Raw genomic sequence first — 22,747 nt, 5'->3', positions numbered from 1 at the left:
GCAGTTTCTTTACCATTAAAATAATGTTCAACAGCTTCATTTATTTCTTCTAAAGTAAATTTAGACATAAAAATACACCCCAATTATTAGATTTTGTGTCTAATAATTGGGGTGCAGTTCAAATGGAGAAATTGGGCTTTATCGTTACTCAAAAAATTAGCTTACTCAAAAAAATAGCTTACTCAAAAAATTAGCTTACTCAAAAAATTTCTATCACAAAATCTGCAGTTTCTTAGCTCTTTAAGCCGACTGCCCCTCATCCATCCTCGCTTCATACCGCCTCATTTTCCTTTCGAGCTGTGCAAAAAGAACTTCAAACACGAAGCAGAGCATCCAGTAAATGACAGCGGCTACTAAATACATTTCCAAATATTTATATCCGTCATTAGCGATTATTTTAGCCGTGCCCATGATTTCAATCACTTTCACTGCAAAAGCGAGCGAGGTCGCTTTAATAAGGCCAATAAAAGTATTACCTAAATTCGGAAGGGATAGGACTAGTGCTTGCGGAAGAATAATTCTTCGCAAAGCTTGTGCTGTTGTCATGCCGACCGAATAGGCAGCTTCCATTTGCCCAGAATGTGTGGCATTGATGGACGCGCGAAAAATTTCAGATTGGTAAGCGGCCGTATTTAGCGTATAGGCAATCATGGCATAAATGACTGGTGAAATTTGATCGGCATCTAGGCTCCAGCCGAGCTGTTTATTTATTAAATCAAACAAAGCGGGAATCCCGTAAAACAATACGAAAAGAAGCACAATCATCGGGACTCCTCTAATAAAGGAGACATACACGACTACGATTCGATTGACGATGGGCACTTTATAAATTCGGCATAAGGCAATAATAAGGCCGAAGATGATTCCGAGAATCATTGAAATCACTGCTATTAGCAGAGTCACAGGCACACCTTTTAATACTTCAGGAAAATGCCTCCACGCAAATTCAAAGTCGATAATAGACAAGAGAGATCACTACCCTTAAGGAATATATAGTGAAACTTCATTCAGTGGGGGGTTCCAATGCACAGGACGTGCTAGTGCCGACGAAGACATTAGGCCGTGGCGTTATCTTAGTCGACCTTCATCCCCCACTGAATGTTAGTTGAACTTATCACGCTCAAAGCGCCACTTCCTCCCAAAAGCTCTGCTTTTGGTCGTGCGATGTATAGCTGTCGTAGGGTTCCTTGTCCTGTGGCTTTCGCCTGACTAGGACATCGTGTCCGTCGTCGGGCCTTTACGGGCAGTTGATCTCCCACCTAAACTTCTCCGATTCATCTAAAGTTTTGAGGTGGGAGTCTTACTGCCCGTTAATCTGCGATTAATCAGCAATACTGACACGGCCTTTTTTCAAACCTTTTTCCAACAGTCCGATCATATTCTCAATCACAATACAAGTTCCCCAGTAAACGAGTGAAATCGTAAAATAAATTTCAAACATGCCGATTCCGTAGTTATTTCCTAAAATAATCCGCACCTGCCCCATAATATCAATGATGCCAATTGTAAAGGCGAGGGAGGTGTCTTTAAGCAATTCGATGATATTGTTTCCGAGGTCTGGCAATGCCACTAAAAAAGCCTGAGGCAGGATGATTCTCAGCAATGCTTGTGAATAGCTCATGCCCACACTATAGGCCGCCTCTAGTTGATCTTTTCCAACGGCAAGGTATGCAGACCGAATAACCTCGGAAAGATACGCGCCCGTATATAACGAGAAGGCAATGACAACAAACACGAAGCGATCCCAGCCATTAATGTCGATATTTACAAGCAACAACAGCTGCGGCAATCCGAAATAGACTAGAAATAACTGAACTAGTAATGGTGTACAGCGCATAAATGACAAATAAAAGGTTGCAATCGCATATGAAATCGGTCTTTTTTGTACCCTAACAATGGCAACAATGACACCTATAATAAGAGAAAAAAATAGTGAAACACCAAGCATAAGTAAGGTGAGAGGGAGCTTATTTAATACCCTCATTAATAAATCCAGCCAATCAGAGAAACTTGAACTCATCATCTTTATTTTTTCACCGCCTGTAAAAAATGACTCCGACATCCAAAGCTGCTGTCGGAGTCAATCTATGAAACTGTTATTCGAATTTGAATCCTTCTTGATTGATATAGTCAAGATCCTTAAAGAAGTCGACATCGAACCATTTTTCGGAAAGCTTAGAAAGGGTGCCGTCCCCAATTAATTCTGCAGTTGCTTTATCTATTTTCTGAGCTAGCTCAGTTTCATTTTTATTGAACACAACCCAAATTGGTTCCTTTGAGACAATGCCGCTAACCTTTAAATTAAGCTTCATTTGTTTCTGCATTTCATTGAAGGTTGTCACATTTAGGAAAATGGCATCAGCCTTTCCTTCTGCCACCCGTTTCAGATTATCCGCATTAGAAGCGTGCTCAATAGTTTCAAGTGTTAAAGGATGATCAGGGTGCTGCGCATTGTACGAATTAAGAATCGTACGTAATCCTCCGCTTGGTGCCATTGGAGGGAATTTTTTTCCTACCATATCATCCAATGTTTTAACATCGTTCCGATCTTTCTTTGTCACAAGCGATGTTAGGGAATAGCCAAATTCCTGCTCAGGAAAAAGAAACTTTTTTTGTCTTTCAGGGTTTTTAAAAAACCAGTTAATCGCGAAAGTGTATTTACCAGTATCGACACCAACGAGATTCGCTTCTTCCTCCCCAAAGAGATACTCGAACTTATATTCCGGAAGCTTTTTTTCAATTTCCTTCATATAATCCATGTCATATCCGATTGGATTATTGTTCTCATCTGTGTATAAAAATGGGGGATTTACTTCATCGCTTAAGGCAACCTTGACAACTTTTTTTCCGTCTTTTTCAGAGCTTGTGCTTTGCGAGCAGCCAGCAAGGCCTAGTATGAGCATAAATGCTAGAATGGCAGTTTTAAATAATCCTTTCATGCGAATGACCTCCTGTAAAATCAAATTCGCCTTGGCGTATTTGCGCCCAGATTTTTATCGAGCTCGCTCGATAATTTCCTCTAAAAATCTGAGGCATCCGCCGGAGGCTTAACTTTATTCAGCAGGGGCTTAACCCCCTACCGAATTGGATAACTATTTGATTCAACTCACCACCTATAGAGATGGGGATTACTGGCTGAATAAAGTTAGATTAAATATTCTGGTTCACGAACTAATCTTTTGAGAAACTGCTTCAATCGCTCGTGTTTTGGCTGAACAAGTACTTCCTGAGGATGCCCTTGTTCAACGATGACGCCATCATCCATAAAGACAACCCGGTTTGCCGCGTCGCGGGCAAAATCGATTTCATGTGTAACAATGACCATGGTGATTCCTTCACTGGCAATTTGTTTAATAATGGCAAGGACTTCTCCTACCATTTCTGGATCGAGAGCAGAAGTAGGCTCATCAAACAAAATCACGGATGGATTCAAAGCAAGCGCACGAGCAATTCCCACTCGCTGCTGTTGACCGCCGGAAAGCTGTGAAGGATAATCATTCACTTTTTCCGCAAGGCCTACTTTTTCAAGTAAAGCTAGACTAATCTCTTTAGCCTCTGATTTTGTCATCTTCTTAGCAACAACAAGCCCTTCCATCACGTTCTCAAGCACCGTTTTGTTCTTGAATAAATTGTAATGCTGAAAAACCATTGCTGTTTTTCTTCTCAATGTAAGGATATCGTGCTTAGAGGGATGCTTCCCTTGCACAGAAAATCCATCAACACTAATTTGGCCTTCATCAGGACGCTCCAAATAGTTAATACACCTGAGAAGGGTCGTCTTTCCTGATCCGCTTGGACCAATAATGACTAAAACATCCCCTTTGTTGACTTCGAGGTTAATCCCTTTTAATACATGATTCGTTTTAAAATGCTTATGGATGTTTTTCAGCTCGATCATATTCCCCCTCCTTGTATGTAAATGATTGATCATACTGTTTTAACAATAAAAATTGAGTTAACAAAGTTTAGAATGTTCAAATATTATAATCCAAATATTAACATTATTAATCTTATCTGTAAAGTAGGAATTGGGAGTAATTTTTTAACAAACAGGTTGTATCTTGAGAAGATAAACTTCTTGACGAATAGGGGGAATTTGGATAATATCAAAACCAATAAGAATAATCGGAATTATTGAATTAAAGGACATCAACTGGATAAAACCGCGAAAGGTTGTCCTATATATGGAGTTTAAAGGACATTAACTGGATAAAACGACGAAAGGTTGTCCTTTATCTGTGGTTTAAAGGACATCATCTGGATAAAACCACGAAAGGTTGTCCTTTATCTGGGGTTTAAAGGACATCAACTGGATAAAACCGCGGAAGGTTGTCCTATATCTGGAGTTTAAAGGACATTAACTGGATAAAACGACGAAAGGTTGTCCTTTATCTGGGGTTTAAAGGACATCAACTGGATAAAACCACGAAAGGTTGTCCTTTATCTGTGGTTTAAAGGACATTAACTGGATAAATCCACGAAAGGTTGTCCTTTATCTCGGGTTTAAAGGACATTAACTGGATAAATCCATGAAAGGTTGTCCTTTAACCGAGTTTTAAAGGACACTAATTAGGTGAAAACATCATAGGCTGTCCTTTAACGGGGTATAAAAAAATGCAGTTGAAATAAAAACGGTAAGAAAGCAGGGATAAAATGTTAGATTTATTTATAAAAAATGAAACACAAAAAAACTGGCTGCAAAAGCTGCAGGATCAAGAAGCAGAGTTCAAAAGCAAATCTGAATATCATGATGAATTTTCTAAGTTTCCAAAAGAAAATATCAGCAGACTGATCGAAATGGGCTATACAGAACTTACATTGCCATCTGCTTATGGCGGGGGAGGATTAAAAACGTATGATCTCGCTCTTCTTCAAGAAACATTGGCAAGATTTGATGGAGCGACAGCCCTATCTATTGGCTGGCATATGGGAGCCGTTGGCGAGATTTTTGAAAAGAAGCTTTGGGATGATGAGAATCTAGAGCTTTTCGCAAAGGAGGTTCAAAAAGGGGCATTAATTAATCGGGCCGTAAGTGAAGCACAAACAGGCAGTCCAACGAGAGGCGGCCGGCCTGGCACGATTGCAGTAAAAAAAGATGGCCATTGGGTGATTTCAGGCAGAAAAAACTTCACAACAATGTCACCGGTTTTAACGCATTTCCTTGTTTCGGCTTGGGTCGATGAGAAGAAAGCAATCGGTTTCTTTCTTCTGCATAAAGATTTAGAGGGGCTGAGCATTGAAGAAACTTGGGATGTGATATCGATGAGGGGAACAGAAAGCCATGATCTTGTCCTCGAAAATGTTGTCGCCCCGAACTCAAAGCTAGTTGAAATCAATCATGGCCCAAGGGGCGCCCAGTTAAATGGCTGGATGATTCATATTCCTGCCTGCTACATCGGCATCGCTCAAGCAGCGCGGGATTATGCCATTCAATTTGCTAATGAATACTCGCCAAACAGCCTGAATGGACCAATTAGCGAGCTGCCAAATGTTCAAAATTTAATTGGTCAAATCGAGCTTGAACTTATGCAAGCAAGACATTTTTTATATAGTGCAGCGGAAGCGTATGATGACGAACAGCGTAGAAGCTATATCACAAATGAGCTTGGCGCCGTTAAGCATACAGTGACGAATTCCGCCATTTCCATTGTTGATAAAGCGATGAGGATCGTGGGAGCAAAAAGCCTGCAGCGCAAAAATCCGCTGCAAAGATATTATCGGGATGTGAGAGCGGGTCTGCACAATCCGCCAATGGATGATGTCACGATTCAGAAGCTTGCCTTAACAGCATTGAACAAATAGCCTCTATAAAAAAACGATAAAAGCAGTGCGTTTTGCTAATGAAATGCACTGCTTTTTAGTATGTCGATATTATATTGTTGCTTCGATATTTATCGTTTTAAATTCTACTTTTAAACAAAGGGTGTCCTTTTTTGACCTTTTCCATATATAAAAGATGTATCGACTTTTGAGAAAATCTTAAGAAAGGGAGAGGAAATATATGAGGAAATAGATACGAGTCATAGGCTGATTCTTCTTTTTTAATTTTCCAATCTCGGTTCAGACGATACGTCTCACGATACGGGGACAAAAAGAAAAAGAAAAAGAAAAAGAACTACTTTGAAGTAGTGGTGGTCTAGTAATTGATTTTTTAAAATTTCCCACAAAAAGGAGCAAGTAAATTCTGAATAAATGAAATCATTCCTTTTGCTTTACAGTATTAAAGGGTGTTATGATTTTACCTAATTCATGTTAAAGAAAGGAAGAAAAAAATGTCTTTAGAAAGTGTGAAGAATCATTTTGAAAAATGGAATCGTGAAGCCGATATTATGGAGTTTGACGTATCAAGTGCAACGGTTGATATGGCAGCAGAAGCGATTGGCGTCATTCCTGCTCGTATTGCTAAAACCTTATCGTTTCGCGGGGAAGGCGATCAAGCCATTTTAGTAGTCGCAGCAGGGGATGCCAAAATTGATAACAAGAAATTCCGTGAAACGTTTGGCTTTAAAGCCCGAATGCTTTCCGCAGAAGAGGTAGTGGAGCAAACGGGTCATGTGATAGGCGGTGTTTGTCCATTCGGATTGGCGAATGAACTAGACGTCTATTTAGATGTTTCCTTGAAGCGCTTTAAGACGGTTTTTCCTGCCTGCGGTAGTACAAACTCGGCCATTGAGTTAACGTGTGAGGAATTATTAGAATACTCTTCCGCAAAGGAATGGGTGGATGTATGTAAAAGCTGGACGCCTGAGGACGCTCAAGTAAAAGAAACAGTCGGAACAATAAATGATCAAACTTGAAACGAACAACTTTAAATTCCTTACAAAAGATGTTTGAAGTGGGTTCCCGCCTCAAACATCTTGTTTCACACTTAGGATGAGATTAGTATGGTTAGAAACCCTTTTGTCACCGTATAAACGATTGGTGGTTGAAAAACACCGTTATTAAATACATGATAGTAGCTGTTTCCAGAAGATAATTTAGGAAGTGCTGTCGTATGATTTCCATCGTCTAAGATGAAACTAGCTGCGGGAATGTCTAATGATGTTCCACTATCTCCAGATTTTAGCGTGGCAAAGACACATATTGAGGGAGTCAATAAGTGGATTGAAAGAAATCAGACAACGAAAGTCATGATTCAACTGGAGGACAAAGAACGGTTTCTCACAATGTAATCTTTGTCGATATCGTGGCAGCCTGTGGGTACGAAAACTCATACTATATTCATAGCTTGGCAGAGCTTGAGAAAGGCATTCAAGAATGGAAACAAACAAAGGGGCTGACTTTTTTTATTTAAAGATCGCCAAAGGATTTAAACAAAAGCTTGGACATCCAAAAATTACCCCTTGTGAAGTTAAAGTACGTTTACAAAAATTTATACAGCAAAAGTAAACCTGAAAGTAAAACGTATGATTTCAATGGGATGCTCGTTTGCACTATATATGAATGAACAAATTACCTCCCTCAAAATAGCTAAGGGAGGTTTTGTCATTTTACTTTTAAATTCTCAGCTAAATCAATCATTGAACGACTTGACATCGGTCCTTTTATAAGCTAAATTGCCTTTTTATCAAAGGTCGGATCCAAAATATCTTTGATCCCGTTGACATCCTTAAACATTTGGACCTTCACTTTTGTTCCGTTTCGAATTGCTTGTCTAGCTTTTTCTCAGCTTTATCCCCAATCATAATTAAGGTGTGTATATTTTTTTTTGCAACCATACTGCCAATATTACGGTGATGCTTCTTTTCATAATTCCCTGATCGATTAATATTACCTTACCATTAAGGATCAGTCCTCATTTTGTAATTTCCGAATTTCCTTAATTCGTTTCCAAAGGGCCTTATCTTCAATGAGGGCAAATCCGTCGATTCTCGGAGTCATATTCACTTCAAATATGATAGGTTTTCCATGACTATTTAGCCCAATATCAATCCCATATTCTCTACGAGGAAATTGGGATGCGATTATTATAGCAGCCGAAATAGAAACGTCCATTAAAGAATCCATAACATTATCTTTTTTAGTATCATCCATCTGCAAATGAATCGATAACAATTCATCCATCGACATGACTTGAGCACCTTGATGGGTATTGGCAATGCCATGATCCTTGGTTTCTGCTAGACCAATCTTTCCAAACATTCCACCAATAACCCATTTCCCATTTAGATTCTGAACATGAGACCGAATGCAAAACGGTTGTCCATTCAGAGCCATACTCTTGATCCCTTCCTGTATAATATAGTTACTTTTATGACCAAATTTCTCAAAGGGATGTAAAATTTGGTGAAAATCCTCAATCGCTGCAATAGATTGTTTGATTGGTTCGCCTTTAAGGGTAAAACCGCTAAAAAAATTGCTTCCATCTTTTGTTTTGTATATTTTAAAGATTCCCCTCCCTTGTCCAGCAGCTGAGTGTTTAACATAAACAAAGTCATAACGACTCATAAAATCTAATAGATTTCCAAGATTGTATATATTCGTTTCTGGAATGTTTTTAGCTGTTAAAGGACTCTGGCGCAACAATACACTTTGCTTCCACTTCCCTAGTGAATGGCTCAAGAAATACACCTCATTGGTCATATTATTTTTCTTTATGATATGCCTTTAGCTTTATCTTCGTGTGGGTAGAGGGAGAAGAATTCCTTGGATTGAAGAGATCAAAGACCCTAATCTAATATAGAAGAAGGTCAACCATTGAAATCCAGTTGACCTTCATATTTTTAATATTAGTGAAAGACCTTTTAAGACCCAACAGTACCTTGAGGAGGAACAGTAATTTGTTGTGTAGCATTCAATTTTAATTGTTGGGTTTGTAATACTTTTACAGTAAGGTCTAGAACAATTTTTTCAGTTATTGTGCTAAACGATCCCTCAGGACTTGTTATAACTGGTGAAAAATCAACTTCAAAGAAATTGGCTGCGACTAACTCACCGAATGGTTGTTCATTATATTTGACAAGATTTTGAAAGAAAAACTTATCCAAGCGAGGGACTAGGCCGTTTTGCTCATTAAGGAAAGCCGTTTTACTATCTTCAGAAACACCTAGAATTGGCTTAGTTAAAAATGTTTTAATGTCAGCAAATCCAGAAAATGGGACATCCGCAATCCTATCTTGAAGTGCTCCATTACACTCGGCTGAAGCATATTCAATATTTTTACGAATATGTCCTGCTACAAATAACTTAGCTCTTGTTACTTTGAAAAAGTCAGTGCCGTGAATAGGTTTAAATGCGACAGGCACAAGTTTTACTTGATTTAAAAAGACGTTTTTTACTACTCTTTTAATCTCAGTTGCTGCTGGGTTAAGAGTAATAGTTGATTCTAAAACAATTTGCAGCGTTGGTTCCGCTAGTACAACGGGAACCTTAATGGTTGGTGTAGCTTCTAGAGAAATTATTTGAGTCGGTTCAACGGTTAATGGTAATTGTTCCGTCGAAGTTACTGGACAAGGCAGATCTTGATCGGCCATGTAAATCATCTCCTCGTTATTTTTTTAGGTCTTTCACTGACTACATTAATACAATATGCGGCATTAATTTGTGAGCTTGGGTTGGTGTCTCATATACTGGTAAATTTTTAAAACAAAGCAAGAATGATTTTCTGAATGTAAATTAGTTTAGTTTTTTTCCGAAATTTTATTTAATTCCATATAAAAAATGGCCAACCGGAAAAACCCGGCTGACCTTTTAATACCAAATTGTATAAAATTCTAATTTTTTTTGAGAAACCTTTTAAGAACCAACAGTACCTTGAGGAGGACTAGTAATTTGTTGTGTAGCAGAAAATTTTAACTGTTGAGTTTGTAATACTTTTACAGTAAGGTCTAGAACGATTTTTTCGGTTAGTGTGCTAAACGGTTCCTCAGGCTGTACCGTAACTGGTGAAAAATCAACTTCAAAGAAGTTGGCAGCTACTAACTCACCGAATGGTTGTTCATTATATTTGACAAGATTTTGAAAGAAAAATTTATCTAAGCGTGGGACTAGGCCGTTTTGCTCATTAAGGAAAGCAGCTTTGCTATCTTCAGAAACACCTATTATTGGTGGGGTTAGAAATGTTGTAATGTCAGCAAAACCGGAAAACGGAACATCCGCAATTCTATCTCGAAGCTTTCTATTACATCCTTTTGTAGCATATTCAATATTTTTACGAATATGTCCCGCTACAAATAACTTACCTCTTGTGATTTTGAAAAAGTCAGTACCGTCAATTCGCGTAAATGCGACAGGGACAAGTTTAACTTGTTCTAAAAAAACATTTTTTGCCACTCTTTTAATCTCAGTTGCTGCTGGGTTAAGTGTAATAGTTGATTCTACAACGATTTGCAGCGTTGGCTCAGCAAGTACAACCGGAACTTTAATGGTAGGTCTAGCTCCTTGGGAAATAATTGTGGTGGGTTCAACGGTTAATGGTATTTGCTCTGTAGAAGGCACAGGACAAGGTTGTTCGGAACTCATAAAAAATCCTCCCTATTAATTAATTTTTTGAATTACACGATAATACTATATGCATCATTAATTATTCAGCCTGGGTATAACCCTAGGTACATATCTTTTAAATAAAAAAAGTGCATACCGCCATTTAATTTTCTCCAGAAATAAAATAATCCCCATCCTGGAAGGTGGAGATTACTTTACGCTTATATTAGTTCATTTATCTTTTAGGATCTTAGAACCATCACAGCTAATTCGAACTTGTTGGACTTGTAGTAGATGAACGATTAAATTCAATACTATTTTTTGGTGTAAGTGATAAAAATCAGTTCCTGACTCATTTTGGATGGAGTCTTCTGCAGTATACTCAATGTTTTGATGGATATATCCTTCGATAAATAAATTTCCTTTTAATGCTGTACATGTCCCATTATCTAATGATTGATTCATTTGAGTAGGTACGAATTTGTAATCTGTCAGTACGACCTCTTTTGAGATTTCATTAATCCTCATAATCTTTTTTTCAAACATGATGTCTTCTTCCAAGGGAATCTCAATCGTATATTCTCCTACGACAACTGGAACTCTAATATTTATGAAATGATGCGAAGGATTTGATGTATGATCTGCCTTTTCTGTAGACGTAACTGAAGAGTCATGTATCGGATTCGCAACTGCTTTATTTTGTATATTTTTATTATTTGTACCATAAGGATGATCAGTGGCTGCTGATAAAAATATACTTTCATGAATTTTAGAACAAAATAAATGACAATAAGGCTGTTCAGGATAATGGGTTGTCGTATTGAATAGCATTGTATCTGATTGAGGGACTTGTTTATTGTTTAGATCAAGAAATTCAAATGTGTTTTGTACTGAACCCCAAAAAATAGGGGGATGAAGAAAATCATTAATTTCTACAAAAGTAGAGAATGGAGTTTTTATAGTCTTACAAGATATGATTCCACCATTATAAGACTCATCTAAATGATCCGAAGAATCGGTTTCATATTCATTCTCTGTGTCAGGAAAAGTATTCATTTCAACGTCAAATTTGGATTCAGAATGATCCGCAAGTTCAAAAGGTGAATCACTTTGAGGCTCATCATCGTAGGAAACAAGCTCATCATCCGTATCAATAGATAATTCACTGAGATTATAAGTACCATCTGAATGATCACTTTTATCTTTTTCAGAATTGGATTCAACAGGATTAGCAGGTTCAATAGCATACTCGGGATGAGGCACATCATTTGTTTCATCGGCATGGGTAGTTTGAAAATCATCCTCCAAATCAGCAGGATTGATCATTTCAATAAAATGATCGGATACAGAATCCTCACCAACTTGGGAATCAAGCTCAGCATCTGTATATGTTTCAACTGCATCAACACTGCTTCGTTCAGTATCAGAATCGTAAATATCATTAGACTCTTCTGCGCTCTCTTGATAAATACGTTGAATATAGTGAGAACTTTGTTTTGTCCTTAGTTGCTGCATCTTCTCATAGTCTATCCATGGAGTCTTCATACCATTTCACTCCCAAATCAAACCAACGTCACTGTATTTATTTATGCATTATTTCCGCGTTTGTTCCTGTACAATACCAAGAAATTCAAAAACAAGGATTCACAATATGTACAATTGTCATTGTGCTTGATCTCCATCCAAGTTATTAAAATAAATGATATCGCAATGATTCATGAACCTTGATCCCCGATCATTGAAGGTATAGAGGAAGGATGGGATTCTTCCGCAATCTGTTGAAGTTGAGCATTAGACTGTAGTCGAATAATGTAATAAACAAATTCTTTTTCACACAAATCATATAAAGCGGGGACGGCAAAACCACTGTCTCACGAAACATGCTTGTACATTCGAGAATGAAGTAAAGCACGATAATCATTAGTATGTGATTTCACTAGTCTCTTCCCGTCCCCTTTTGCCATGCGTAATAATAAGCGTTATCATCTAGTATTTTTCTAATATAGGAAACTAGCTGATATCCCCAGGTTCGAACCACTCTATTACATCTACCCATTTACGTAATTCATTCGCTAAATAAAATGTATTCCGTTCAACATATTGACTAAAATCACGAGTAATAAATAGAAGTTTTAATTTATTCATTTAGCCTCCTATTTCCTTAGCATTTCCATTATCCCTGTCTAACCCCTCACATTTTATAATGTGAAGCAGCAACTTTTCGCAGCTTTTCAATAGTAAGTTATAAGTCTCCATGTGGTTGCCTGTCAATGAAGGGTCAGGGACATTTTTATCTTTCACTTCAGGAAGATAATCGAGTAAAAATTGGACTTTCCTAACTTGTCCAAAACGATTTGATAACACACTTAAATTTTCTTGATCCATCACAACAATATAATCAAAGGAATCAAGATCATTTTTAGTAACTTGACGCGAACGAATCCACTCATAGGGAATATGCATTTTGTCTAGAAACTTACGTGTAGATCGAAATGGTCGCTGTCCTATATGAGATTTGTTGGTAGCTGCTGAATCTACAGTAAATTTTTCGTCTAGTCCTTTCGTTTTTAGTAACTGACAAAATATGGCCTCGGCCATTGGCGACCGATTGATATTCGCTTTACAAATAAATAGTACTTTATTCATTTCATACTCCTTTCTACTAAAACATTCATGAGTGTCTGCTCACAACCCGGTACGTAAATCCCGGTCAGCCAACTTTCACTGCGCTGGTACTTACTTCGTATATCAAGGAGAGATTTTGCATAGGCTGCCGACAATTTATTATTTACACAGAAATGGAAAGACACATAATATCGTATGTTTGGAGCTATAAAATGTTTATTGAAAAATAGACTAGTATCGCTTTTTTTGAATAAATTGGTTCTTATCCCTAAATCAATATTTTTTTAAAAACATACTATGAAAACAGAAAAGTCAGAAAGGAGTAAGTGTTAGTGCGTAATTTAACCCTTGAAGAAATATCAAAAGCCTTTTGGTATAAAATTGCAAGTTGGCAAACCAATCAAGCCATTAAAAGTTTTACGAATAATCATAAAAACCCTACTCCCTTTAGTCTAGTATTCATATTTCCTCACGATCTAGATGAGGACAAACTGATTCAAAGTTTAGTTAAGGGACATGCCACTGGCATCGTCATTAGCAGAGAGCACAAATTCCAAATCGATAAATTTGCTCAAGCAGGAATTGGCGTTCTTGAAGTAAATAATAGAAAAAAGGCATTTCGAAATCTGGCTAGACTATACCGCAGACAATTTTCTATTCCTATTACACAGGTGATTGGAAGCTCAGGAAAAACAACTACGAAGGGATTAATCGGTAGCGTGCTTAAACAGGAATATTCTACTTTAGTAGGTGTAGGTAATTATAATTCTCCTGATGGGGTCGCATTTAACCTATCGAAATTAGAAAAAAAACATGAAGCGGCTGTTCTAGAAGTTGGAATGCAGGGGTTTGGTATTATGAGATTATCCAGCCAAATGATTCAACCTCAAATTGGAGTGGTTACATGCATTCACCGGGCACATTTAAATAAACTAGGTACAATTGAAAATATAATCAAAGCAAAGGCAGAAATGGTTGAGCAATTATCTCCAAATGGTACCCTTGTAATAAATGGAGATGATACTAACTGTGCGGAATATATAAAAAGAATAAAGTACCCTGGAAAAATTATTACTTTTGGTTTTTCTAAAGGAAATACGATTCGAGCAACAAATGTCTATTACAAAAATTTTCAAAGTTTCTTTACTGTAAAGGGAAAAGACTTTAAGTTTGACTGTATGATGAATACATTTGGCAGTTATAATATCACAAATGCATTAGCGGCGATTGCCGTAGGGTTAGAGCTCCAAGTACCAATTAAGAAGATTCAACAAGGGATTGCTCGATTTTCTCCAATAAAGGGACGGCTGCAAGTTCTTTCTTGCCCAAATGAAGTTACGGTCATTCATGATAATTTCAATGCTAATCCAGATTCCACAAACCTGTTATTAAGCCAAGTCCCATATTTGCCTAAACGACCGATTATTCTTGTTTTAGGAGATATGGAAAACCCTCGTACGAATGAAGAATACGCCAGAAAAGTCCATTATCGAATAGGGGAAAAAATCGGCGATTTAACGATTGGAAAATTGGTAGCGATCGGAAAATGGGCGAAAGAATATTGTCTTGGAGCTAAAGCAAAGGGCATCTCCCCTGATAAATTATCTTACTATACAAATGTTGATGAAGCGAAAAAGGACTTGCCCAAAATTGTACCGCCTAAATCAATCGTTATCTTCAAAGCCTCAGTTACTTATTGTGATTTAGAACCTCTCATTCATTTGTTTAGATAAATATAGGGACTGCAAAAAGGCAGACCGATTGGTTTGTCTTTTTGATTTGAAAAATATGTTTTTTTTCGCAGGATTCCAATGTTACTTTAGTTGTAACCAAATTGTAAAAAACAAAGGATATCCCTTTAAGGACAGGGTCGGATCAGATGTAATATTCCTGTTGGAAGGTTTTGACATAAAGGCCAATTTCATTTCCGTGTTACAATCGGTGCGAGCCATAAAAAAAGCATCAGGAGGTAACATATGAATAAACGTTTGGTTACAACAACACTTGCACTCACACTTGGATTTAGTTCCTTAGGAGTCATTCCTGGGTTGGCGGAAGTCAAGCAAAACCCGTCAGCAGTTGCATCTGATTCTCTGGGAGCAGTTTCTTCCATAATTAATCCGATAAAAGCCTCAGCAGCAACGACTAATGTTTATAATAACCAAAAAGCTGTGGATGCTAAGGCTGATCAAATTATTAATTTTGGTAAGAGTTTAATAGGGAAAGCGACATATGCCTCAAAATATAACTATGAAAAACTCCAGTTTAGATGTGCATCGTTCATGGCGTATATTTTTGAAAGTAATGGTATAGATCTAGGAAGTCGTGATGAGGATTATATGATTAAGCAAGGGACGTATGTTCCAAGAAATCAACTGCAAAAAGGCGATTTAGTTTTCTTTGGAAGTTCACCTAAAGCAACCGTTCCAAGCCATGTAGGGATATATATTGGAGATAATAAAATACTTCATATGGCAAATTTTAAACTGAATATTGCGATTTCTGATCTAAACAGTACATCCTTCTATAGAGATAATTATATGAGTGCCCGAAGAGTTCTGCCATCTTTAATGCCGTCTAATCCAGCAACGAAAGCGGATAAAATTGTTGAGAATGCCTATAATTTAATGAACAAAGTAAAAATGGGCAGTATTAATGATGAAAGAAACATGAAGTTTACTGGCGTGGGTTACGTTAACTATATTTACAAATTAAATGGTGTTAACTTAGGAGGAAAAACTTCAGTAAAAGACCTATCAAAATTAGGTACAACAGTATCGCGTTCTAAATTAAAAAAAGGTGATCTAATTTTCCTTAATAGTACAGCAGGTTCTAGTACACCGACTAGGGTAGCCATTTATGCAGGTGAACAACGCATTATTGTGCCAAGCTCAGATGGAATTAGTTCGAGGGTTCTTTTATCCGATTATTATAACAGCCAATATATGTATGCAAAGCGCGTGTTTTAATAGAAAAAACTGAAATACGTAGGTTTGGATCACTCGTGTCCATTTAGAAAAGATACAAGAAGCATTCGTTTGCTAAATGGCTGCGAATGCTTCTTTTTTAATTCCTTTAGAAAATCCGCCATACAGGATCATTTATGAGCAATGCTAAACTGTTGTAAAATTATTCGCTTTTCGGTTTGGTTAATCCATTATGACATTGACTGAATGCAAAAAAATAAAAAGATCAGCCTAACTGTCGATTTGATTTTTTTTATGCCTTTTCCGAATAGATTTAATTCGTTTCCCCATTTCCCCATTTTCAATCTTGGAAAAAAGGCCGACCGCTGGGCTTGTATTTATTTCAAATATAATTGGATTTCCACTTTGACTGATACCAAAATCAACTCCGAATTCTATATCTGAAAATTCTGATGATACCACTTCAGCTGCTAAAATGGAAATTTTCTCTAGACTATTAATTATTTCATTCTTCACTGTTTCATCTAACTTCAAATGTACCGATAACAATTCATCGATCGTCATAACGTGCGCCCCGCGCATTCTATTAATGACCCCATTTTTCATTGTATTTACCATTGCAATCATTCCGTACATTCCTCCAACGAGCCATTTCCCATTTAGGGTCTGAACATGAACGCGAATGGCTAGCGGATGCCCATCTGGAGTGAAGCTCTGAATACCCTCCTGAACAATATATCCTCCAAATCTATCCATTGGATGTAGTACAGGGTGGAAATCTTCAATATTGCCTACGCACTTTTTGATTTTTTTACCACTTAGGGGGTAGCCGTTAAAGCAATAGAGCCCATCGTTACTTTTAATTACCTTATAAATCCCTTTCCCTCGACCACCTCTATTATTTTTTAAATAGACATATTCATAACGTTCTAGTAAATCAGATAGGTTTTCGGTCGTATAAAGCTTTGTTTCTGGGAGGTGCTTTGAGATTAAGGGGTGTTCACCTAAAAGTACATATTGTTTCCATTTCCTTAGTCGTTCCTGCAATAAATACACCTCATTTGTTTTTGCCATATCCCCTTTTGAATATTGTAAGGGGGATTACTTAAGATATGTTCACTCCTTTCTTTATTAACAATCTATGTTCAATAGACTAACATTGCTTGTACTAATAACTAATGAGCTTGTTTTTAAGGCATTTTTAAAATGATCCACCCCATACAAACGCTGCTTTTTGTTTATTACTAGATTGATTTAGGATAGATAACCATACAAAAATAAAAAAGTCTCATAAATATATATATATATATATCGAGTTGATTTAATTAAATTGTAGTTGGTGTGGATCATTTGAAAACGATCATTTTATTGATGAGGATAATCTTTTCAATGCGAAAGAAGAAATTATTCTTATTACGCTTATTACGCTTAAGAGGGAGGGATTAGATGAAGTTTACCATCAAAACTGATCACAGATCTAGCCATTCAATCTCACTTCATTCGACTGTTTTAGAAAAACTATCAATTTCTAAGCTTCAGGTGATTAATGTAAAAATAGGGATTATAGAAAAAACTGCAGTAAACTTAAGAAAGCATAAGCAAGATAAAGCGGTTATTCATATATCAGCTGACCTTCTAGCAGGTTTTTCGCTACCGAATTCTATTGATTATGAAATAATAGTCGAGGAAAAGACATTATTAATCGGTCCTATTATCGGGCTTTATATCAAATGGAAAGTTAATGAAATGACAAGGAGCAATATAAATTATTTTAAAAAATATTTTATTGATTACCAGCATATAAACGGTCTCATTTTATTGGTAAATTCTGATGGGATTGACGAACAGAACAAGATTGTTAATGGTTTTGCCTATAATCCAATTAAAAATGAATTTACGAGAGGGACTTTTCCATTTCCTTCAGTTTTATTTTGCCGGAAGACATTAAAGGAAGCTGACAGGATGATATTACAGAATTTAGTCGGATCTAAATACTTTAACTCCTATGTTTTCAATAAATGGGAAATGTGGCAATGGCTTTCTAAGAATGATAAATTATGCCGAAGCTTGCCAGAGACTGGTTTAGCGGTGAATCTGCAGGAAGTAAAGAAGCTAATTGACGAAAGCGGATGTATCTACTTAAAACCTATTTCAGGAAGTCAGGGAAAGGGAATTTATCAGTTGGAGAAAAACAGGCAAAAATATAAATTAAATTACCGGTTAAATGAATTAAACATGACCACGATTTTAGATAACTGGGATGCGGTGAAAAAATATTTGGTGGCGGAATTGGATCTAAAAAAATATATTTTTCAGAAAAGGATCCCCTTACTTAAATCTAATGATCGGATAATAGATTTTCGGGTGATTGTTGTTAAAGACCAATACGGATCCTGGGTTGTCCCTGGTATGATAACGAGGTATGGGGTTAAAAAAAGTATAGTCAGCAACATATCAAGCGGAGGTTCAGCGGAGAAAACTTGGGATACTTTAGTTGGAATTTATAACAATGATTTTTATGAGGCTTTAAAAAAGTATAAAGAAATGGAGCAAATATCTATTTTATGTTGTGAATTTTTAGAGGATAAAGGGATTCATTTAGCATATTTAGGTGTTGATATTGGTATGGATGAAGATAAAAACCTCTGGATTATTGAAATAAATAATCGGTATCCAGATATGAGCATTGCCCTTGATGCAAATGATTTTCAGCTTTATTACCATACGCTAGCAGCCCCGTTACACTATTCAAAGTGGGTAGCAGGTTTCAGGGATAGTTTGGAATGAAGCGATATAGGAAAAATCAAAAGAAGCACTCGTTTGCGAAATTGCTACGAATGCTTCTTTCTCTATTTGAAAGATCCTGATTAGATTAATATTAGAAATATATGTCTAAATGCCAAATTGCTCATCTAGGTCCATTCTCCTGATCGCTTTAATCCGCTTTCCCCCATCCCCAATCTTGGAGAAATTGCCGATTCCAGGGCTTGTATTTATTTCAAATATAATAGGATCCTTCTAATTACTTAAAATAGTGCCTGTTACTGCTCGGATTTTGTCGAAACAAACCAATGATTTCGATATTTTCATGGGTGAAATTATTATCGAGACTTCAAATTAATTAATTGAAATACCAGCGCTTGCAGTACCTGTAATTGTCGTTACTACTGTACCAGTAGTGGTTAAAGAAAATACTAAAAGTAAACGGTCTCCGGCATTTATAGCGACTGATAAGCCACTTGAAACACCTTGGAAACTATCACCAACTTTAATATTTCCAGATAAAGTTGGAGTTAGCGATACAAAAGCGTTAGTTGGCTGATAGATATCGCTATTACCAGTAGCACGATATATTCGAGCTGTAATCGTTCCGTTGGCACCCATGACATTAACTTGAAGTGTATTAGTAAAAAATCCGGATATTGCCGTAATGTTTCCGTCACGAGGTACTGAAAACGCAAAGTTAGGGAGCCCTGAAATTTGGATATTATTCCCTTGAAGCGAAATACCTGTAACAGAATTTCCGAAACCTATTAAGCTAGTTGTGCCTATTGCCCCAAGAGCTGTAGTCGTTAGTACTGCCGCTGTAGCTCCAGATGCAAATGGGATGATTGATCCCGAAACCCCAGGATCGCCTTTGTCGCCCTTGTCGCCTTTAGGTCCTTGAGCGCCATTGTTGCCGTTATCGCCTTTAGGTCCTTGAGCGCCAACGTTTCCAGTATCACCTTTATCGCCCTTGTCGCCTTTAAGCCCTTGAGCGCCAACGTTTCCAGTATCGCCTTTATCGCCCTTGTCGCCTTTAGGTCCTTGAGCGCCATCGTTGCCGTTATCGCCTTTGTCGCCTTTGTCGCCCTTGTCGCCCTTGTCGCCTTTAGGTCCTTGAGCGCCATCGTTGCCGTTATCGCCTTTGTCGCCCTTGTCGCCCTTGTCGCCTTTAGGTCCTTGAGCGCCATCGTTGCCATTATCGCCTTTGTCGCCCTTGTCGCCTTTAGGCCCTTGAGCGCCATCGTTGCCCTTATCGCCTTTGTCGCCCTTGTCGCCTTTAGGCCCTTGAGCGCCATCGTTGCCATTATCGCCTTTGTCGCCCTTATCGCCTTTAGTCCCTTGAGCGCCGTCGTTGCCGTTATCGCCTTTGTCGCCCTTATCGCCTTTAGGCCCTTGAGCGCCATCGTTGCCATTATCGCCTTTGTCGCCCTTATCGCCTTTAGGCCCTTGAGTGCCGTCGTTGCCGTTATCGCCTTTGTCGCCCTTATCGCCTTTCGGCCCTTGAGCGCCGTCGTTGCCGTTATCGCCTTTGTCGCCCTTGTCGCCTTTAGGCCCTTGAGCGCCATCGTTGCCGTTATCGCCCTTGTCGCCTTTCGGCCCTTGGGCGCCATCGTTGCCGTGATTGCCCGGATCGCCTTTGTCACCCTTGTCCCCTTTAGGCCCTTGAGCGCCGTTAATGCCGTCTTTGCCCGGATCTCCTTTATCTCCTTTTGGTCCCTGTGGACCTTCTGGGCCAGGAGGTCCAGGAGGTCCAGGAATTACTTTTCCCATAAAATATCATTTCCTTTCTTCCGTTTATAGTGTATGACGCAATACTAGTAAGATCTTATTCGGATGTTGGGTGTTCATTAATGCCTCCCAACAGTGTCACATTATTATTACCAGTTAGGGAAGTTGATTGAGCCCCGGTACAATCAAAACCAATAAGCAAGCTTGATTAAAGAATTTTCATTATTCTCCTCCTTTCGTTTCATACTTATATGTATATTAAAATTTCCACACGTTGGACTAGTTGTAACCCTATTTCTTCTGAAAATAGTTAAGTACATAGTAGAATTATTCATAATTTAAGTATGCTTTTTGGGAAAAGGTACAAGAAAATGATCCCTGAGAAATAGAATAGTAACACCGGCGGAGGAAGATTTTTTACAGCATCTCAATAATATAAAAAGGAGAACATACTTGAGCTTATCTGTTTGGAAATGGACAAAACATAAATTGATGGCACGTGAAGAAGAACTTTCTAGGCATTTGCCTAATACAAAATTATAAACTAAAGATTCTCTATGGAAGATATTGGGGGGAATGCAGCCAAATCTTGATCAAGCCTTGTAGGGGCTATCAAGGAAGAGGGTTATCCAATTATCTTCTTTACCAGATGTGAAATTAGAGATTCATATTGGATATAAAAAAGGAATTTAAATGGAAAGAATGAAACTTACGATTACTTGAAGTAGAACCATTTATCAAAAATGCCCTCCTAATTAGAAGGGAAGAATCTTTTACTTTCTCTTTGCTTTCTTTATATTTTTATAAACTGTTTTATCTTCCAGCATATTAAACATAGAGAGGTCGGGCTTGTAATTTCCTTCAATTATCCAGATGACTTCCTCATGAGTAAACCCAATATCAAACCCAATGATATGAATTTCAGGATTGTGAACTTCAAGCTGCTTAGCAGCAGTGATGCATATCTTGTCGATTTTCGGTTCAAACTCGTTGATCGTTAAATGTGAGATGTTTAGGTCTCTGATTGCTTCTTCTAGTGTTAGCAGTTTTTGGACCGCGTTAGTAATGAAAAATTCCCGAGCGGCGACTTTAACAAGCTTTCCAGTTACAATCCATTCAGAATTGCATTTTTGCGTAATGACTCTAACATCTAATGGGCAGTCGTTTATCATGGCTAATGGCAATTTGTGTTGAACAAGATAATACTTCTGAGAAAGATACTTTTCTTTAATATAACGATAGACTTCATCAAAATTAGATCTCGTCATTTTCTTTCTATCAGAATGGATTTCGTAAGTTAAGGGATCTATTTTAGAAACCTTTACAATACCTAAACCATTTCGGCCAATACAAGGTTTTATTATTACTTCGTTATACTTGTTAAGAAATTTCTTCAAAGTAAATTCAGTCAATAACTCCGTCTCAGGTACATAAGGGGAAAGAGCAAATAATGTGTTAAATACCTGATATTGGCTCCATTTACTATTACGTTTATGCAGCACTATATCTTTAATCCATACCTCTCCATCTTGAAATAAGATGTCGAATACAATTGTATTACAATCTATGTTGGATTCCCCGAGTTTTTGTGCTGCTCGAATGACTACCTTCTTGATCTTTTGAACCAAATACAAATATATTAGTTTGCCAAAAAAAGAATGATATTTCTTCGTTATAGATTTAAAAGACCATTCAGTGGAAGCTGATTTCCGGTGAACGGTGATGTAATATTGGAAAGGGCTTTGAAGTTTTTGGGGTTGGATTATATTAGTTTTCTTTTTTATTTCATTGCACACTAGATGATGATATAGATCCTCTTTAACAATTGCTGTAGTGACATTATGCTTTGATGTAATTTGAAACGTATTATTTTCAAAGGAAACACAAATCTCTTCAATACCAAATACCGGTTTAATAACAACTGTTGCATATTTTTCTAAAAACTTGAACAAGGTCGTTTCCGAAAATAGTTCTGTTTCTAACAAATGCTTTGATAAGCTTTCTTCGGACTTTAAGATGTTATATTGGACAATTCGGCTGTTACTGGCCGTCAACGTTATCAGCTCCCTTAAATTTTTCTTGTTATATTCTATTCGGTTGGTGGAATTTCCCTTGGATATTTTGGTAACTTTAGCGGGCCAATCCTTCTATTGCCTTTGTTACACAAATATTGAAAAGTAGCAATGAATATCTGATGTAACACTTGTAATGAAATTATAAGATTACCCATAACCCAATAATGTCTAGGTCTCGAAGGGTTATGTCGAATAATGTTAAGT

At 37.5% G+C, this 22,747-nt stretch carries 19 protein-coding genes and 2 pseudogenes; 6 read left to right on the top strand and 15 right to left on the bottom strand.

The window, feature by feature from the left end; genetic code table 11:
- Positions 1-240: 240 nt before the first annotated feature.
- From F7731_RS21330 to F7731_RS21315, 4 genes are all read right to left on the bottom strand, one after another.
- A complete protein-coding gene (locus F7731_RS21330; RefSeq protein ID WP_151536825.1) occupies positions 241-966 on the bottom strand; it encodes an amino acid ABC transporter permease in 726 nt (241 codons plus the stop codon).
- A 355-nt stretch (positions 967-1,321) separates the two neighbouring features.
- A complete protein-coding gene (locus tag F7731_RS21325) occupies positions 1,322-2,020 on the bottom strand; it encodes an amino acid ABC transporter permease (RefSeq protein WP_212031229.1) in 699 nt (232 codons plus the stop codon).
- A 76-nt stretch (positions 2,021-2,096) separates the two neighbouring features.
- Complete coding sequence (locus F7731_RS21320; protein WP_151536824.1) at positions 2,097-2,939, bottom strand: transporter substrate-binding domain-containing protein; 843 nt, start codon at positions 2,937-2,939, stop codon at positions 2,097-2,099.
- 206 nt (positions 2,940-3,145) lie between these two features.
- Positions 3,146-3,898: an amino acid ABC transporter ATP-binding protein gene (locus tag F7731_RS21315; protein WP_151536823.1), complete on the bottom strand. Its 753-nt coding sequence runs from the start codon at positions 3,896-3,898 to the stop codon at positions 3,146-3,148.
- Positions 3,899-4,653: 755 nt separating this feature from the next.
- Between F7731_RS21315 and F7731_RS21310 the strand changes: the two genes are divergently transcribed.
- Entirely contained in the window at positions 4,654-5,802 is a 1,149-nt protein-coding gene (locus F7731_RS21310; RefSeq protein ID WP_151536822.1) for an acyl-CoA dehydrogenase family protein, read from the top strand.
- Positions 5,803-6,272: 470 nt separating this feature from the next.
- Positions 6,273-6,797: a YbaK/EbsC family protein gene (locus F7731_RS21305; RefSeq protein WP_151536821.1), complete on the top strand. Its 525-nt coding sequence runs from the start codon at positions 6,273-6,275 to the stop codon at positions 6,795-6,797.
- A gap of 71 nt (positions 6,798-6,868) precedes the next feature.
- On the opposite strand, the gene F7731_RS27355 is transcribed toward F7731_RS21305, so the two are convergent.
- On the bottom strand, positions 6,869-7,096 hold the full coding sequence (locus F7731_RS27355) for a DUF4183 domain-containing protein (RefSeq protein WP_170289769.1): 228 nt from the start codon (positions 7,094-7,096) through the stop codon (positions 6,869-6,871).
- Positions 7,097-7,117: 21 nt separating this feature from the next.
- Between F7731_RS27355 and F7731_RS26950 the strand changes: the two are divergent.
- Positions 7,118-7,389 (top strand): annotated as a pseudogene (locus F7731_RS26950) (thiamine pyrophosphate-dependent enzyme); the annotation flags it as partial.
- Between the two features lie 399 nt (positions 7,390-7,788).
- On the opposite strand, the gene F7731_RS21295 reads toward F7731_RS26950, so the two are convergent.
- From F7731_RS21295 to F7731_RS21270, 7 genes and pseudogenes are all read right to left on the bottom strand, one after another.
- Positions 7,789-8,562: a YheC/YheD family protein gene (locus F7731_RS21295; RefSeq protein WP_170289768.1), complete on the bottom strand. Its 774-nt coding sequence runs from the start codon at positions 8,560-8,562 to the stop codon at positions 7,789-7,791.
- A gap of 182 nt (positions 8,563-8,744) precedes the next feature.
- Positions 8,745-9,473: a CsxC family protein gene (locus F7731_RS21290; RefSeq protein WP_151536819.1), complete on the bottom strand. Its 729-nt coding sequence runs from the start codon at positions 9,471-9,473 to the stop codon at positions 8,745-8,747.
- A 262-nt stretch (positions 9,474-9,735) separates the two neighbouring features.
- A complete protein-coding gene (locus F7731_RS21285) occupies positions 9,736-10,461 on the bottom strand; it encodes a CsxC family protein (protein ID WP_151536818.1) in 726 nt (241 codons plus the stop codon).
- A gap of 192 nt (positions 10,462-10,653) precedes the next feature.
- On the bottom strand, positions 10,654-11,967 hold the full coding sequence (locus F7731_RS21280; protein WP_151536817.1) for a BC_2427 family protein: 1,314 nt from the start codon (positions 11,965-11,967) through the stop codon (positions 10,654-10,656).
- Positions 11,968-12,164: 197 nt separating this feature from the next.
- Positions 12,165-12,293: pseudogene (locus F7731_RS21275) on the bottom strand (transposase); the annotation flags it as partial.
- 139 nt (positions 12,294-12,432) lie between these two features.
- Positions 12,433-12,567, bottom strand: coding sequence for a hypothetical protein (locus F7731_RS27125; RefSeq protein ID WP_281352584.1), 135 nt, complete (start codon positions 12,565-12,567; stop codon positions 12,433-12,435).
- A complete protein-coding gene (locus F7731_RS21270; RefSeq protein ID WP_151536816.1) occupies positions 12,568-13,068 on the bottom strand; it encodes a low molecular weight protein-tyrosine-phosphatase in 501 nt (166 codons plus the stop codon).
- A 311-nt stretch (positions 13,069-13,379) separates the two neighbouring features.
- Between F7731_RS21270 and F7731_RS21265 the strand changes: the two genes are divergently transcribed.
- Entirely contained in the window at positions 13,380-14,780 is a 1,401-nt protein-coding gene (locus F7731_RS21265; protein WP_170289767.1) for a UDP-N-acetylmuramoyl-tripeptide--D-alanyl-D-alanine ligase, read from the top strand.
- A gap of 243 nt (positions 14,781-15,023) precedes the next feature.
- Positions 15,024-16,016, top strand: coding sequence for a C40 family peptidase (locus tag F7731_RS21260; protein WP_151536814.1), 993 nt, complete (start codon positions 15,024-15,026; stop codon positions 16,014-16,016).
- 228 nt (positions 16,017-16,244) lie between these two features.
- On the opposite strand, the gene F7731_RS21255 is transcribed toward F7731_RS21260, so the two are convergent.
- Positions 16,245-17,048, bottom strand: coding sequence for a YheC/YheD family protein (locus F7731_RS21255; RefSeq protein ID WP_151536813.1), 804 nt, complete (start codon positions 17,046-17,048; stop codon positions 16,245-16,247).
- Positions 17,049-17,420: 372 nt separating this feature from the next.
- Between F7731_RS21255 and F7731_RS21250 the strand changes: the two genes are divergently transcribed.
- Entirely contained in the window at positions 17,421-18,761 is a 1,341-nt protein-coding gene (locus F7731_RS21250) for a YheC/YheD family endospore coat-associated protein (RefSeq protein WP_151536812.1), read from the top strand.
- 330 nt (positions 18,762-19,091) lie between these two features.
- Here F7731_RS21250 and F7731_RS21245 read toward each other — a convergent pair whose 3' ends face one another.
- Both F7731_RS21245 and F7731_RS21240 read right to left on the bottom strand, forming a co-directional pair.
- Positions 19,092-20,510, bottom strand: coding sequence for an exosporium glycoprotein BclB-related protein (locus tag F7731_RS21245; RefSeq protein ID WP_151536811.1), 1,419 nt, complete (start codon positions 20,508-20,510; stop codon positions 19,092-19,094).
- A gap of 731 nt (positions 20,511-21,241) precedes the next feature.
- Positions 21,242-22,522, bottom strand: a complete 1,281-nt coding sequence (locus F7731_RS21240) for a YheC/YheD family protein (RefSeq protein ID WP_170289766.1) — start codon at positions 22,520-22,522, stop codon at positions 21,242-21,244.
- Positions 22,523-22,747: the final 225 nt, after the last annotated feature.

It is taken from the genome of Cytobacillus depressus (genome assembly GCF_008923245.1).
GTDB lineage: Bacteria > Bacillota > Bacilli > Bacillales > Cytobacillaceae > Cytobacillus > Cytobacillus depressus.
This window is presented reverse-complemented; position numbering and strand designations above follow the sequence as displayed.

Coding starts and splice junctions, on each gene's coding strand:
- F7731_RS21325 (WP_212031229.1), bottom strand. CDS start 2,020: ATGAGTTCAAGTTTCTCTGATTGGCTGGATTTATTAATGAGGGTATTA.
- F7731_RS21320 (WP_151536824.1), bottom strand. CDS start 2,939: ATGAAAGGATTATTTAAAACTGCCATTCTAGCATTTATGCTCATACTA.
- F7731_RS21315 (WP_151536823.1), bottom strand. CDS start 3,898: ATGATCGAGCTGAAAAACATCCATAAGCATTTTAAAACGAATCATGTA.
- F7731_RS21310 (WP_151536822.1), top strand. CDS start 4,654: ATGTTAGATTTATTTATAAAAAATGAAACACAAAAAAACTGGCTGCAA.
- F7731_RS21305 (WP_151536821.1), top strand. CDS start 6,273: ATGTCTTTAGAAAGTGTGAAGAATCATTTTGAAAAATGGAATCGTGAA.
- F7731_RS21290 (WP_151536819.1), bottom strand. CDS start 9,473: ATGGCCGATCAAGATCTGCCTTGTCCAGTAACTTCGACGGAACAATTA.
- F7731_RS21285 (WP_151536818.1), bottom strand. CDS start 10,461: ATGAGTTCCGAACAACCTTGTCCTGTGCCTTCTACAGAGCAAATACCA.
- F7731_RS21280 (WP_151536817.1), bottom strand. CDS start 11,967: ATGAAGACTCCATGGATAGACTATGAGAAGATGCAGCAACTAAGGACA.
- F7731_RS27125 (WP_281352584.1), bottom strand. CDS start 12,567: ATGAATAAATTAAAACTTCTATTTATTACTCGTGATTTTAGTCAATAT.
- F7731_RS21270 (WP_151536816.1), bottom strand. CDS start 13,068: ATGAATAAAGTACTATTTATTTGTAAAGCGAATATCAATCGGTCGCCA.
- F7731_RS21260 (WP_151536814.1), top strand. CDS start 15,024: ATGAATAAACGTTTGGTTACAACAACACTTGCACTCACACTTGGATTT.
- F7731_RS21255 (WP_151536813.1), bottom strand. CDS start 17,048: ATGGCAAAAACAAATGAGGTGTATTTATTGCAGGAACGACTAAGGAAA.
- F7731_RS21250 (WP_151536812.1), top strand. CDS start 17,421: ATGAAGTTTACCATCAAAACTGATCACAGATCTAGCCATTCAATCTCA.
- F7731_RS21245 (WP_151536811.1), bottom strand. CDS start 20,510: ATGGGAAAAGTAATTCCTGGACCTCCTGGACCTCCTGGCCCAGAAGGT.